Annotated in this window: 13 protein-coding genes; 11 read left to right on the top strand and 2 right to left on the bottom strand. The window is 64.8% G+C overall.

What is annotated here, in order from left to right; genetic code table 11:
- Nucleotides 1-22 precede the first annotated feature (22 nt).
- From BB28_RS08465 to BB28_RS08490, 6 genes are all read left to right on the top strand, one after another.
- The gene (locus tag BB28_RS08465; RefSeq protein WP_046253171.1) at nt 23-1,984 is read left to right on the top strand and encodes a 2-oxoacid:acceptor oxidoreductase subunit alpha; all 1,962 of its coding nucleotides are present in this window, start codon (nt 23-25) and stop codon (nt 1,982-1,984) included.
- The gene (locus tag BB28_RS08470; protein ID WP_030095113.1) at nt 1,981-3,078 is read left to right on the top strand and encodes a 2-oxoacid:ferredoxin oxidoreductase subunit beta; all 1,098 of its coding nucleotides are present in this window, start codon (nt 1,981-1,983) and stop codon (nt 3,076-3,078) included. The genes BB28_RS08465 and BB28_RS08470 overlap by 4 nt, the downstream gene beginning before the upstream one ends.
- A gap of 192 nt (nt 3,079-3,270) precedes the next feature.
- Nucleotides 3,271-3,579: a hypothetical protein gene (locus BB28_RS08475; RefSeq protein ID WP_046255672.1), complete on the top strand. Its 309-nt coding sequence runs from the start codon at nt 3,271-3,273 to the stop codon at nt 3,577-3,579.
- Nucleotides 3,580-4,345: 766 nt separating this feature from the next.
- Nucleotides 4,346-4,678 (top strand): transglycosylase family protein, encoded by a 333-nt coding sequence (locus BB28_RS08480; RefSeq protein ID WP_046253172.1) that lies wholly within the window; start codon nt 4,346-4,348, stop codon nt 4,676-4,678.
- A gap of 101 nt (nt 4,679-4,779) precedes the next feature.
- Entirely contained in the window at nt 4,780-5,346 is a 567-nt protein-coding gene (gene mobA, locus BB28_RS08485) for a molybdenum cofactor guanylyltransferase (protein ID WP_046253173.1), read from the top strand.
- Nucleotides 5,347-5,351: 5 nt separating this feature from the next.
- Complete coding sequence (locus BB28_RS08490) at nt 5,352-6,611, top strand: YibE/F family protein (protein ID WP_170225404.1); 1,260 nt, start codon at nt 5,352-5,354, stop codon at nt 6,609-6,611.
- Between the two features lie 68 nt (nt 6,612-6,679).
- Here the strand turns inward: BB28_RS08490 and BB28_RS08495 are convergent, their stop codons facing one another.
- Both BB28_RS08495 and BB28_RS08500 read right to left on the bottom strand, forming a co-directional pair.
- The gene (locus tag BB28_RS08495; protein WP_046253174.1) at nt 6,680-7,366 is read right to left on the bottom strand and encodes a VOC family protein; all 687 of its coding nucleotides are present in this window, start codon (nt 7,364-7,366) and stop codon (nt 6,680-6,682) included.
- A 9-nt stretch (nt 7,367-7,375) separates the two neighbouring features.
- Complete coding sequence (locus BB28_RS08500; protein WP_046253175.1) at nt 7,376-8,530, bottom strand: FAD-dependent monooxygenase; 1,155 nt, start codon at nt 8,528-8,530, stop codon at nt 7,376-7,378.
- 127 nt (nt 8,531-8,657) lie between these two features.
- On the opposite strand from BB28_RS08500, the gene BB28_RS08505 reads away from it, so the two are divergent.
- The 5 genes from BB28_RS08505 to ndk all read left to right on the top strand — a co-directional run bounded on the left by BB28_RS08505 (nt 8,658) and on the right by ndk (nt 14,307).
- Nucleotides 8,658-9,269, top strand: coding sequence for a DUF937 domain-containing protein (locus BB28_RS08505; protein WP_030095120.1), 612 nt, complete (start codon nt 8,658-8,660; stop codon nt 9,267-9,269).
- A 125-nt stretch (nt 9,270-9,394) separates the two neighbouring features.
- On the top strand, nt 9,395-12,034 hold the full coding sequence (locus tag BB28_RS08510; RefSeq protein WP_046253176.1) for a valine--tRNA ligase: 2,640 nt from the start codon (nt 9,395-9,397) through the stop codon (nt 12,032-12,034).
- Complete coding sequence (gene folC, locus BB28_RS08515) at nt 12,031-13,467, top strand: bifunctional tetrahydrofolate synthase/dihydrofolate synthase (protein ID WP_046253177.1); 1,437 nt, start codon at nt 12,031-12,033, stop codon at nt 13,465-13,467. The genes BB28_RS08510 and folC overlap by 4 nt, the downstream gene beginning before the upstream one ends.
- A 74-nt stretch (nt 13,468-13,541) precedes the next feature.
- Nucleotides 13,542-13,886, top strand: coding sequence for a DUF4233 domain-containing protein (locus BB28_RS08520; RefSeq protein ID WP_101312220.1), 345 nt, complete (start codon nt 13,542-13,544; stop codon nt 13,884-13,886).
- A 10-nt stretch (nt 13,887-13,896) separates the two neighbouring features.
- Nucleotides 13,897-14,307 (top strand): nucleoside-diphosphate kinase, encoded by a 411-nt coding sequence (gene ndk / locus BB28_RS08525; protein WP_046253179.1) that lies wholly within the window; start codon nt 13,897-13,899, stop codon nt 14,305-14,307.
- Nucleotides 14,308-14,588: the final 281 nt, after the last annotated feature.

Here is a 14,588-nt window from a genome sequence, read left to right on the forward strand (position 1 = left end):
GAGTGACAGAAAACTCTGCGGAATGGTGGCGTACGTACCGTCACCGCCAGAGTTCGTCGTGAAAGGTAGGTCACCGGTGGGCGACGGAGCCGTATCGGAGAAGCTGGAAAAGGTCGTCATCCGGTTTGCTGGAGATTCTGGTGACGGTATGCAGCTCACCGGAGACCGATTCACCTCTGAGGCTGCCGTCTTCGGCAATGACCTCGCGACCCAGCCGAACTATCCCGCAGAGATCCGGGCCCCTCAGGGCACGCTCCCGGGAGTTTCGTCCTTCCAGATCCAGATTGCCGACTACGACATCCTCACCGCGGGCGACCGGCCCGACGTGCTGGTGGCGATGAACCCGGCGGCGCTCAAGGCCAACATCGGCGACCTTCCGCGCGGTGGCATGGTGATCGCCAATTCCGATGAGTTCACCAAGCGCAACCTGGCCAAGGTCGGCTATCAGTCCGACCCGCTGGAGCACGACGACATGTCGGATTACGTCGTCTACCAGGTTCCGATGACCACGCTGGCGCTCGGCGCCGTCGAGCCTGCCGGCGTCTCGAAGAAGGACGGCGCACGCACCAAGAACATGTTCGCGTTGGGGCTGCTGTCCTGGATGTACCACCGCCCGCTCGAGGGCACCGAGCAGTTCCTGCGCGAGAAGTTCGCGAAGAAGCCCGATGTGGCCGAGGCCAACATCCTGGCTTTCCGTGCCGGGTGGAACTACGGCGAGACCACGGAGGCCTTCGGCACCACCTACGAGGTGGCCAAGGCATCGCTGCCGCCGGGCGAGTACCGACAGGTTTCCGGTAACACCGCGATGGCTTACGGCGTTGTGGCTGCGGGTCGGCTTGCGAACACCAAGGTGGTGCTGGGTACCTACCCGATCACGCCGGCATCGGACATCCTGCACGAGCTGAGCAAGTACAAGAACTTCGATGTGCTGACCTTCCAGGCAGAGGACGAGATCGCCGGAATCGGCGCGGCTCTGGGGGCGTCGTTCGGTGGTGCCCTGGGCGTCACCAGCACCTCCGGCCCCGGTGTGGCGCTCAAGAGCGAGGCCGTGGGTCTGGCGGTCATGACAGAGCTGCCGCTGCTGGTCATCGACGTGCAGCGTGGCGGACCGTCGACGGGCCTGCCCACCAAGACCGAGCAGGCCGACCTGTTGCAGGCGCTGTACGGCCGCAACGGCGAGTCGCCCATCGCGGTGCTCGCACCGCGTTCGCCTTCGGACTGCTTCGACATCGCCATCGAGGCGGTGCGCATCGCACTGATCTACCGGACCCCGGTGATGATCCTGTCCGATGGCGCGATCGCCAACGGTTCTGAGCCGTGGGCCATTCCGGACATCGCGAGCTATCCGGCGATTGAGCACACCTTCGCCTCGCCTGACCAGGACTTCGCACCCTACAACCGGGATCCGGAGACGCTGGCCCGCCAGTTCGCAGTTCCGGGCACCCCGGGTCTGGAGCACCGTATCGGTGGCCTGGAGAAGGCCAACGGTTCGGGCAACATCTCTTACGACCCGGCCAACCACGACTTGATGGTGCGGTTGCGCCAGCTCAAGATCGACGGAATCACCGTGCCGGACTTGGAGGTTGACGATCCGACCGGTGACGCACAAATGCTGATGATCGGGTGGGGCAGCTCCTATGGCCCCATCGGCGAGGCATGCCGGCGCGCCCGTCGCAAGGGACTCAAGGTGGCTCACGCTCACCTGCGCCATCTCAATCCGTTCCCGGGGAACCTGGGTGAGGTGCTGCGCAAGTACCCGAAGGTTGTCGCGCCGGAGATGAACCTCGGACAGTTGTCGCTGCTGCTGCGCGGCAAGTTCCTGGTGGATGTGCAGTCGGTGACGAAGGTGCAGGGTATGGCCTTCCTCGCTGATGAGGTCGAAGAAATCATCGATGCGGCCCTGGACGGGTCGCTCGCCGAAAAGGAAAGCCAGAAGGCCGTTCTCGCGCGTGAATCCGCGGTGGCCGTAGGGGATCGAGCATGACTGACGTTTTGAATGGAATCAACGGGATCAGTGGCCTGGCCGGTACCGATCTGGGCCTGACCGCGAATGCTCTGGTGCCAACCACCGATGTGGAGCAGAAGTCGAAGGACTTCACCTCCGATCAGGAAGTGCGCTGGTGCCCCGGTTGCGGTGACTACGTCATCCTCAACACCATCCGCGGATTCCTGCCGGAGCTAGGACTCAAGCGCGAGAACATCGTGTTCATCAGCGGCATTGGCTGCTCGAGCCGGTTCCCGTACTACCTGGATACCTACGGCATGCACTCGATCCACGGGCGTGCCCCGGCCATCGCGACGGGCCTGGCGCTGGCTCGCGAGGACCTTTCGGTGTGGGTGGTGACCGGTGACGGTGACGCGCTGTCCATCGGCGGCAACCATCTGATCCACACCCTGCGCCGCAACGTGAACCTGACGATCCTGTTGTTCAACAACCGGATCTACGGACTCACCAAGGGCCAGTACTCGCCGACCTCGGAGACCGGCAAGGTCACCAAGTCGACCCCGATGGGTTCGCTGGACTACCCCTTCAACCCGGTGTCGCTGGCCCTGGGAGCCGAGGCCACGTTCGTGGGACGGGCCCTGGATTCGGATAAGAAGGGTCTCTCGGAGGTGCTGCGTGCTGCAGCCGCGCACCGCGGTTCGGCCCTGGTGGAGATCCTGCAGGACTGCCCGATCTTCAACGACGGGTCCTTTGACCTGCTGCGTAAGGAAGGCGCCGAGCAGCGCGTCATCAACGTGAGCCACGGCCAGCCGATCACCTTCGGTGCCGAGGGCGAACTCTGCGTCATCCGTTCGGGTTTCGGACTCGAAGTGGCCAAGACCGCGGATGTGAAGGCCGAGGACATCGTGGTGCACGACGCACACTCGGATGATCCGGCCTACGCCTTCGCGCTGTCGCGGTTGTCCGAGCAGGATCTGGAGCACACCGTGATGGGTGTGTTCCGCAGCGTGCAGCGGCCGACGTACGACGATCTGGCTCGTGAGCAGCTGACCACCGCTGCGGCCGCCAAGCCGAGCGACACCGCGGCGCTGCAGGCGCTGCTGACCGGTCGCGACACCTGGACCGTCAGCTAGGTGCTGGCGTGCTGCCGAGGAAATAGCGTCGGCAGCACGCATTTTGGCTTCTTTGTCGTCCGCTCGTTCGGATGCTTCGGCGTCTCCTCGCGCGCAATGTGCGGTTGCTCTCGTAGGATGCAGAGACGTTGATGTTCCGGGCAGCCGGTGTGGAACGCAACCTTCATGCCCTAGATGCGAGGTGAGAAGGCCGTGAGGCAGTCGCTGATTGCGATAGCAGCAGTAGTGGCGATGATCGGTGTCTCGTTGGGGGGCGCAGACACAGCGGCAGCCGCTCCTTCGGGTGGCAACGCCAACGATGTCATCAACGAGCTCAAGGCCAACGGGTATCGGGTGATCATCACTCGAAGCGGGGGTGGCGACCTGAGCAAGTGCACGGTCACCTCTGTGGAGAAGCAGTCCCCGGTGACGGATGTGGGGGCGGGGCGCGATGCGCAGAACTATCCGACCACCGTCCCGGTGACGTCGCGCAAGATCGCTGTCGTCGCATTACGCTGCTAATCCAGTAGTACTGAAAGGCCCTCTGCCGCAAGTGGTTCTGAGTGGCAAGCCGGGAGACGCCCTAGTTGCGGCAGTCGTGTCGCGTATGATGCACGCGCACTGCGCTTTTGGCATTCGAGCGGCGAATCAGTCTGCATGTCAGTGTGTCTCACTTGCATTGCCAACGAGGCGAGGGAATGGCCGCATTGTTTTCTCGTTAATAGTGTGCCGCAATTGGTAAATGGCAAATAGTGGTGCAATTGATAACAGAGTGAATAGAGTGAACTTGTCAATTCGCCACGCCGTGTGTTGTTAAAGTTCCTAATGTTACTTGAGTGATTTGCCGCATTCGTGGCGCGGCTCACAAATTGACCGTGATCTAACTCACTTATCCCTGGTAGAGGCGAACCTATGAGAACCTGAGAATTTCCTAAGCGACCTGGGGTTAGTCGCTGAAGATTGGTTCTGTAATTGTTTCGTTATTGGTTTGGGATCCGCGTGTCGCGAGATGACTTTCGCTGAATGGTTCCGTACGGTCCGACACGTCAAGAAATCGGAGCAAAACTCCGAACCGTGAACCCTGTGTGTAAATGGGGCCAGGAACGCCGTTAGGCGGTGCTGGCCGCCGGTCACCATGAGCCGGTGAGGCAGCAGCCGCCTCCCATGTCGCGCCCGACCGAGACGGCGCGATCCGACGACGATGTCCACCTCGCTGGAGGTGTGCCTGAACCCGCCGCGGTATCCGCGAGCGGGTGGTGTTCGGTGCGTACCCGGCGAGAGGAAAGACATGAATTACATCCGCAAAACGCTCACCACGCGTGCTGCTTTCGGGGCCATGGCCGCTGCACTTGTCGCGGCTCCGATGGCACTGGCTGGAACAGCGAGTGCGGATCCGGTCAACTGGGATGCCATCGCCGCGTGCGAGTCCGGTGGCAACTGGGGAATCAACACCGGAAACGGCTACTACGGCGGTCTGCAGTTCAACATGGGCACCTGGCGTGCCAACGGCGGAGCCGGCTCCCCGCACCTCGCCTCGCGCGAGGAGCAGATCCGGGTTGCCGAGAACGTGCTGTCCCGTCAGGGGATCGGCGCATGGCCCGTCTGCGGACGGCGCGGCTAGACCCCGAGCAACAGAGAACCACCCCAACAAGCCATCAAGAGCGGAACCTTCGGTGACCCGCCTCTTGGTGGCTTGTTGGCATCTGTGCGTACCTTTCTTCCATGAACCAACTCGCGGCGGTGGTGCTCACCGGCGGGGCGTCGCGCCGCATGGGGCGCGATAAGGCGGCCATCCGCTGGGGCGGACAGACGCTGACACAACGCATCGTGCAGACGGTGGGTTCACGATGCGCACCGGTGATTGTGGTGCGCGGGCCGTCTCAGGACATTGCCGATGTGGACGCGGTCATCATCGCCGACCGTGAGCCCGGCCAGGGTCCACTGGTGGCGCTGGGGCAGGGGCTACGGGCCGCGGCGCGAGTGGGGGCACGCAGAGCCTTTGTCTGCGCCGTCGATATGCCGCTGGTGCGCGCGGCACTCATCGAGGAGCTCGCGACCGGCACCGGCCGCATCGTCCTTGCCACTGCCGGCGGCCGGGATCACTACCTGGCCGGCGTCTATGACGTAGGCCTATGCGACACCATTGATGAATTGACCACCGCCGGGGAACGCCGACTCGGCGCACTCGTTGAGCACGTTGGTGCGCAACGAATTTCGATATCCGACCCGAATTGGGTCGTGAACGTGAACACAGAGGCGGAGCTGAACGCGTTGCCACCTCTACCCTGACAGGCGTGTCGCATTCTCATAGCCATTCCCACGCGATGTCGACAGGGCCGGCGCCCCTTGGATCCAACGCGGCCCGGATCGTGGTGGGCCTGCTCGCCGCGATGGGCGTCGCGGTTCTCATCGGGCTGGTGACGTTGTGGCCCGAGCACCGCACCGTGGACATTCCGCTGCCCTACCAAAACGCGCACGGTGGCGCGGTGACCACGGAGTCGGGCACGGTGCTGTCGACGCGCCTCGGCGAATGCGGCAGTCCATCCACCGGGCAGGTGCTGACCGCCGATCCCACCGGGGGACAGACGCCCGAATCGACGTGTGCGCTCGACCTGATCGCCATCACGTCCGGCCCGAATTCGGGTGCGAAGACCCAGCTGGAGTTCACCTCCGGCGGGGGACAACCGACTCTCGCCGCCGGCGAGCACATCCGGATCACCAGACAGGTCGACGCGCAGGGCGCCACCACCTACAGCTTCTACGACTACGAACGCACCTGGCCGCTGGTCGCTGTCGCCGCGGCGTTCGCGATCGTCATCTGTCTGGTGGCGCGCTGGCGTGGGCTCCGCGCGTTGGTAGGCATCCTGGTGGCATTCCTGGTGCTGGCGGTGTTCCTGCTTCCGGCGCTGAGGGACGGTGGGCCCGCCTTGCCGCTGGCCCTGGTCGCGTCGGCGACGATCCTGTTCGTGGTCATCTACCTTGCCCACGGTGTCAGCATGCGTACCAGTGCGGCGCTCCTGGGCACGCTCACCGCGATGCTTTTCGCGGCGGCCCTGTCCTGGGTTGTTATCGAGGTGACGCACCTGACCGGTCTCTCCGACGAGCAGAACAACGAAGTTGCCGCGTACATGGGGGGAGTGTCGATATCGGGGCTGCTGCTGGCCGGGTTCATCATCGGGTCGCTCGGTGTTCTCAACGATGTGACCGTCACGCAGGCCTCAACGGTCTTCGAACTGGCCGAGCTGGGCGACGGTTCTACGCGCAAGGACGTGTTCCTCGGTGCCATGCGGGTGGGGCGCGACCACATCGCCAGTACGGTCTACACCCTCGTGCTCGCATATGCGGGGAACTCGCTACCGCTCATGCTGTTGTTCAGTGTCGCCAATCGATCCTTGGGGGATGTGCTGACCAGTGAGGGTGTGGCGATCGAGATCGCCCGATCCGCGGTCGGCGGTATCGCCTTGGTGCTTTCGGTTCCGTTGACGACCGCGATCGCAGCGGCCCTGGCGACTCCGGGCAAGCGCGTCCAACCGAAGGCGGGCACGGCTGCCTAACCGAAGGCGGGCACGGCGGCCTAACTGAAGGCGGGCTTGGCGGCCTAACTGAAGGCGGGCACGGCGGCCTAACCGAAGGCGCAGAACTCGTTTCCATCCGGGTCGGTCAGCACGGTCCAGCGGATATCGGTATCGGGACCGCGCAGTGCGCGGGCGCCGCCGTGCACCAATTCGGCGGCGTCGGCTCGTACATCCCAGTGCCAGCGGTTCTTCACCACGCGCTCATCGGCAACCCGGACAAATTTCCAGATCAGCTCACCCCAGCCGGCGGCGCCACGCAGCCACCGCGGTGTGCCGTCGGGCCCGGGCGTGAGCGTTCCACCCACGAGCCCATGCCACCACTGGGCGATTTCGACCGGTTTGTCACTGTCGGTGCACACCGCGAAGAGTTTTGCGGGCGTGTCACTTTCGAGTCCCGGGTCCAGAAACGCACAGAACTCGTTGCCCTCGACATCAGCCATCACGACCCATTCCGGCTCCTCCGTCAGCACCGTCGCGCCCAGCGCGACGAGATCCTCGGCAGCGCGGGCGTAGACATCGAAATGCACACGGTTCTTGACGGACTTGGCCTCCGGTACGCGATTGACCCAGATGTCGACATCCTTGCCGCGCCGGATCAGCGCCTCACCGGCCTCGTCGATATCGGCCTCGCCGCCGATGGCCGCCGCCCAGAACTTGGCGACGGGAACGGGCTGTATCGCGTCGATACAGAAGTCCTTGAGGCTGGCGCTGGGCGCGGGCTCGGGGTGGGACACAGGGGAATCCTATGGGTGAACCGCGATGTCAGATGCGTCATATCCGGCGATGTTCTGCAGCTGTCGCCAGAACAGAGAGGCGGGTACCCGTCCCGAAGCGCGCATCAACAATCCGCTCAACGCCACGGGGCGCGCGTATGTCGCGTGTCCGATCTGGCGGCTGCGGGCGACCACCGTGCGAGTGCGAGACTTTCGTCTGCGCGCGTATTCGCGGAAAGCGCTTGGGAGAGAGGATCGTTCGGATATGGCCGCCCCGAGTACCGCCGCATCCTCGAGTGCCTGGCATCCGCCCTGGCCCAGGTGCGGTCGCATCGGGTGCGCGGCGTCACCCACCAGCACGACCCGGCCGCCGGTGATTCGCCGCAGTCGTCCGCGATCGTAGATGTCTCCACGCAGCACCGAGGACTCGCCGCTCTGGCCCAGCAGGTCGGGTATGGGCTTCGCCCACTCGGCGAACTTTCCTGTCAGATAGTCGATTTCGCCGCCGGATGCGCGTTGCGCCTCGTGCGACCGTTCACCCGCGAACCAGTAGGTGCGGCCGCCGGGCATAGGCAGGTGGCCGAATTCGATTCCCGGTCCCACGGTGATCCCGGCCAGCTCATCCGAAATCGCGATATCGGCGATGCCGCGCCAGGCGGTGTATCCGGAGTATCGGAAGGACAGTGGCCCGTTGAGATATTGCGCGGCCAACGATCCGATTCCGTCGGCCCCGACGACGGCGGCGGCGGTCAGTGACTGGCCGTCGGCGAGCTCGACGGAAGTTCCGTGCAGCCCGTCCCGAACGTTGCTCACCCGGGCGCCATAGCGCACCGTTCCCGGTGCCAGCCGGGCAGCCAGAATCGCGAGGAGTTGATCACGTTCGGTGACCGCCACCGGCTCGCCCACGGCCTTGGTGAGCTGTCCGTTCGGAGGCTCTCGCAGTATTCGTCCGTCGTGCCAGCGCACCATGCCGGCCTCCACGCGCGCACTCACATCACGCACGTCATCACCAACGCCGAGGGCGTCGCAGGCTGCTAGTGCGTTGGGCCACAAGGTAATCGCGTATCCGGCGGAGGAGCCGTCACGATCGTCGAGAACGACGGCATCACGTCCGGACTGTTGTAACGCGACTGCGGTGGCAAGGCCGGCGATACCGGCACCAACCACGACGATGTGGTCGCTCATAGCTCGACGTTATGGGTGGACCCCACAGCGGTAAAGGGTCTGGGGTTGTGATGTTCGGCATTCGTTCACTAGGGGCTGATCTGCTTGGCTAAGGTTTACCAAACCCCAGTTATCTAGGAGGAGACCCATGGCCACACTCGACGAGCTGCTCAACGAGATTCCCACCGACCAGATCGCAGCGAAGCTCGGGGTCGACAGCGAGACGGCCGACAAGGCGATCAAATCCGTGGTTCCGCTGCTGGTGGGCGGATTGCAGGCCAACGCGGACGACCCGGACAAGGCCGCTGATCTGCAGGCCAATGTCAGCAGCGCCCCGAGCACTCTCCTCGACGGCGGAGTGAACGTTGAGGACGTCGACCAGAACGCGGGCAGCGCGGTGGTCGCCTCGCTGTTCGGCGACAACAACGCCGACGATGTCGCCCAGAAGCTGGCCGGTGCCGGTGCGGGTAACAGCGACCTGATCAAGCAGCTGCTCCCGATTCTGGCCCCGATCGTCCTGGCCTTCGTGGCCAAGAAGCTCACCGGCGGCGGCGCCGCGCCCGCGCCTGCCGAGGCCCCCGCGGCCAGCGGCGGCATCGGTGACATCCTGGGCAACATCCTCGGCAGCGCCGTCGGTGGCGGGGCCGCTGCGGGCGGTAACAACCCGCTCGGCAGCATCCTGGGCAGCGTGCTCGGCAGCAAGGGCGGGAGCGACGCCCTCGGCAGCATCCTGGGCGGACTCCTCGGCGGCAAGAAGTAGCCGCACCGCCGCACACCTTCACACGAAACCACCCGGTGCGTTGTTCGCCGGGTGGTTTCGTCATCTCTGGGCGCGTGAAAACGCCCGTGAAAATGGGCGCGACAGACAACTCTAGAATCTGATGGGTGACCCAAAGCCCTGATACGAACGCCGCCAGCTCCCTGCCCACCTCATGGGACCCGGGAGCGGTAGAGGCGGATCTCTATCAGGGCTGGGTGGACGCCGGGTACTTCACCGCCGATCCCACCAGTGACAAGCCTGGCTACTCGATTGTGCTGCCGCCCCCCAACGTCACCGGCAGCCTGCACATGGGCCACGCGCTCGACCACACCCTCATGGACGCGCTGACCCGCCGCAAACGTATGCAGGGTTACGAGGTGCTGTGGTTGCCGGGCATGGACCATGCGGGCATCGCCACCCAATCGGTGGTGGAAAAGCAGCTGGCTGCCGACGGCAAGACCAAAGAGGACTTCGGTCGCGAGCTGTTCATCGACAAGGTGTGGGACTGGAAACGCGAGTCCGGCGGCACCATCGGGGGGCAGATGCGTCGTCTCGGTGACGGTGTGGACTGGAGCCGCGATCGATTCACCATGGACGAGGGCCTGTCCCGGGCGGTGCGCACCATCTTCAAGAAGCTCTTCGACGCCGGGCTGATCTACCGGGCCGAACGGTTGGTCAACTGGTCGCCCGAGCTGAAGACCGCGATATCGGACCTGGAGGTCAAGTACGACGAGGTCGAGGGCGAGCTGGTGTCCTTCCGGTACGGCTCCCTCGACGACAATGAGCCGCACCTGGTGGTGGCGACCACTCGTCTGGAAACGATGCTGGGTGATACCGCCATCGCTGTGCATCCCGATGACGAGCGCTACCGGCATCTCGTCGGCACCGAGCTCCCGCATCCGTTCCAGGACCGCAGCATCCCGATCGTCGCCGACACCCATGTCGACCCCGAATTCGGTACCGGCGCGGTCAAGGTCACGCCCGCCCACGACCCGAACGACTTCGAGATCGGTTTGCGGCACGGCTTGCCGATGCCCACCATCATGGACATCCACGGCCGCATCTGTGACAGCGGAACGCAATTCGACGGGATGGACCGGTTCGAGGCGCGGGTGAAGGTGCGCGAGGCGCTGGCCGAGCAGGGCCGCATCGTCGCCGAGAAGCGCCCGTACCTACACAGCGTCGGGCACTCCGAACGCTCGGGTGAGCCCATCGAGCCACGTCTTTCCCTGCAGTGGTGGGTGAAGGTCGAGTCGCTGGCCAAGGCCGCCGGCGATGCGGTCCGCAACCGTGACACCGTGATTCACCCGGCCAGCCTGGAGCCGCGCTGGTTCGCCTGGGTCGACGACATGCACGACTGGTGCATCTCTCGTCAGCTGTGGTGGGGCCACCGCATCCCCATCTGGCATGGCCCGGGCGGCGAGATCGTGTGTCTGGGACCCGACGAGACCGCGCCCGAGGGTTACGTGCAGGACCCCGATGTGCTCGACACCTGGTTCTCCTCGGCGCTGTGGCCGTTCTCCACCATGGGGTGGCCCGATGCCACCCCGGAGCTGGAGAAGTTCTATCCCACAAGCGTTCTCGTCACCGGCTACGACATCATCTTCTTCTGGGTGGCTCGGATGATGATGTTCGGCACCTTCGTGGCCGACGATCCGGTGCTACATGGGGGCAAGGTGCCCTTCGACAACGTCTTCCTGCACGGTCTGATCCGCGATCAGTTCGGCCAGAAGATGAGCAAGTCCAAGGGCAACGGCATCGACCCGCTGGACTGGGTGGAGATGTTCGGCGCGGATGCGTTGCGCTTCACTCTGGCCCGTGGCGCCAGCCCCGGCGGTGACCTGTCGATCGGCGAGGACGCGGCGCGCGCCTCGCGCAACTTCACCACGAAGTTGTTCAATGCCACCCGATTTGCGTTGATGAACGGTGCCGCGCTGGGTGAGTTGCCCGACGCCGCCGACCTCACCGACGCTGACCGGTGGATCCTGGGCCGCCTGGAACAGGTGCGAGCCGAGGTGGACACCGCGCTCGATCGGTACGAATTCAGCGTGGCCTGCGAGGGGCTGTACCACTTCGCCTGGGACGAATTCTGTGACTGGTACCTGGAATTGGCCAAGGTGCAGTTGGCCGAGAAGCCCGACAGCACCCGGATTGTGCTGGCGACGGTGCTGGACACCCTGCTGCGGCTGCTGCATCCGGTGATCCCGTTCGTCACCGAGGTGCTGTGGAAGACGGTCACCGGCCAGGAGTCGGTGGTCATCGCCGCGTGGCCGACCGAATCCGGTATCGAGCTGGACGACATTGCCGTGCAACGCATCGCCGACATGCAGAAGCTGGTGACCGAGGTCCGCCGGTTCCGCAGCGATCAGGGTCTGGGCGACCGGCAGAAGGTCGCGGCGCGGCTGGCCGGTGTCTCGGCTGCCGGACTGGAAGGCCAGCTCGCCGCCGTGACGTCGTTGGCCTGGCTGACCCCGGCCGAAGAGGGTTTCAGCCCGACAGCCTCGGTGGAGGTCCGATTGTCCGGCGCCACCGTGACCGTCGAGGTCGACACCTCCGGCACCGTCGACGTCGAGGCGGAACGGCGACGGTTGGAGAAGGATCTGGCTGCCGCACGCAAGGAACTCGACGGCACCACAAGCAAACTGGGCAACGATGCGTTCCTGGCGAAGGCGCCTGACGCTGTCGTCGAGAAGATTCGGGCTCGTCAGCAGGTGGCCACCGAGGAGGTCGAGCGGATCACCGCTCGTTTGGCAGGGCTGGCGTGAGCGAGTCACTGGGCATCGAGCCCTCGCCCGACGAGATCGCGGCCCTGCTGCAGATCGAGTATCTGCTTGACCAGCGTTGGCCCGAAACGAAGATCGAGCCGTCCACCGACCGCATCGTCGCGCTGATGGAACTGCTGGGTTCGCCCCAGCGGGCGTATCCGTGCATCCATGTCGCCGGGACCAATGGCAAGACCTCGGTGACGCGGATGATCGACGCCCTGCTGACGGCACTGCACCGGCGCACCGGACGCACCACCAGCCCGCATCTGCAGTCGGCCGTCGAACGCATCGCCATCGACGGTCAACCGATCTCACCGGCGAAGTACGTGGAGATCTACTCCGAGATCGAGCCGTTCGTGGAGTTGGTGGACAAGCGGTCGCAGGAGCAGGGCGGGCCCGCGATGAGCAAGTTCGAGGTGCTGGTCGCCATGGCATTTGTGGCGTTCGCGGACGCGCCCGTCGATATCGCAGTGGTGGAAGTCGGGCTTGGCGGGCGTTGGGATGCCACCAACATCATCGACGCCCCGGTCGCTGTCATCACTCCGATCGGTATCGACCATGTTGAGTTCCTGGGCCCGGACCTCGCGTCCATCGCCAATGAGAAGGCCGGAATCATCAAGCGGCACAAGCTTGATGCGATGACCGGTGAGGCGGGTCCCGATACGGTTGCCGTTATCGCCCAACAGGCCCCCGAGGCGATGGAAGTGCTGCTGCGCCAAACAGTGGAAGCGGATGCGGCAGTGGCTCGCGAAGGCTCTGAGTTCTCGGTGTTGTCGCGCCAGGTCGCGGTGGGCGGGCAGGTGCTCGAACTGCAGGGGCTCGGCGGGGTCTACCCGGAGATATTTCTGCCGCTGCACGGTGAGCATCAGGCGCATAACGCGGCTGTCGCGCTGGCCGCGGTGGAGGCGTTCTTCGGTGCGGGCAGCGACCGTCAGCTCGATATCGATGCGATACGAGCAGGATTCGCATCGGTGATCGTTCCCGGGCGGCTTGAGCGAGTGCGCAGTGCGCCCGCGGTCTTCCTGGACGCCGCGCACAATCCCCATGGTGCGGCCGCGCTGGCGGACACCCTGCAGTCCGAATTCGATTTCCGGCGTCTGGTCGGTGTGATCAGCGTGATGGCCGATAAGGACGTGCCCGGGATTCTCGCCGCCCTCGAGCCTGCGTTCGACGAGATCGTGGTGACACACAACGGTTCTCCGCGCGCATTGGAGACGGATGCCTTGGCCGGTATCGCTCTGGAACTCTTCGGTGAGGACCGTGTGGTCGTTGCGCCCACATTGCTCGACGCCATCGAAACCGCCACCGCGATGGTGGAGGAGGCCGCCGAAGATGGGGGAGCGGAAGGTTTTTCCGGCACTGGCATCGTCATCACCGGGTCGGTCGTCACCGCGGGTGCGGCACGGACACTGTTCGGAAAGGACCCGCAGTGAGCAACCCCGAGGGCGAGAATCAGGAGACGGACGGCCAAGCTCCGGTTGACCCTTGGCGGGGATTTCGTGGGGTGATGGCGGGCACGCTCATCCTGGAGACCATCGTGGTGTTGTTGGCGGTACCGGTGGTCAAGATGGTGGGCGGCGGGCTCTCGCCGCTGTCGCTGATCTACCTCATCGGGGTCGCCGTCGCCATGATCCTGCTCTCGGGCATGCAGGGCCGGCCGTGGGCGCTTCAGGCCAACTTGGCACTCCAGGTGGTGCTGGTGGCAGGTTTCTTCGTGCACGCCGCCATCGGCTTCGTCGGGCTGTTGTTTCTAGGTGTCTGGTTGCTGATCTGGTACATGCGCAACCAGGTCCGGGACCGTCAGGGCCGCGGGGAGCTGCCGGGTCAGCGGGGGACTACTACCGACCAGTAGGCTGTCGCCCGTGACTGAGCGGACGCTGGTTTTGATCAAGCCCGATGGTGTGCGGCGGGGACTTGTCGGTGAGGTGCTGAACCGTATTGAGCGCAAGGGCCTGACGCTGGCTGCCCTCGAGCTCAAGAACGTCGAGGAGTCGCTGGCAAGCGCGCACTATGCCGAGCACAAGGACAAGCCGTTCTTCGGCTCGCTGCTGGAATTCATCACCTCGGGGCCCGTGGTGGCAGCAGTGCTGGAGGGGCCGCGCGCCATCGCCGCCTTCCGTCAGCTCGCTGGTGGCACCGATCCCGTGGAGAAGGCCGCGACCGGCAGCATCCGCGGCGACTTCGCCCTGGAGACCCAGGAGAACCTGGTGCACGGATCCGACTCACCCGAGTCGGCGGCGCGTGAGATCGCGCTCTGGTTCCCGGCCCTCTGACCCAATCCATCTGATCTGAATCCGCGAGTGTGCGGTTTGCGTCGGTTTCTCCTGAAATCTCGACGTAAATCGCACACTCGCTTCGTTTTGTGACCCTGCGGATCGCGCGGGTTCATGGCTTGGTGCCCGCCGTCTGATTCGTATGGGATACTGAGTGTGGGCCACGGCACTTCGACCCCAATAGGGGCCGGCCGGAAGCCCGAATGACGACACGGCGAGCGCGATTACCATTGCAGCACGTCAAGCCATCATTCCAGCCAGGCACTGGGTGGGTTCGGAAC

The sequence above is a fragment of the Mycobacteroides chelonae CCUG 47445 genome (assembly GCF_001632805.1).
GTDB lineage: Bacteria > Actinomycetota > Actinomycetes > Mycobacteriales > Mycobacteriaceae > Mycobacterium > Mycobacterium chelonae.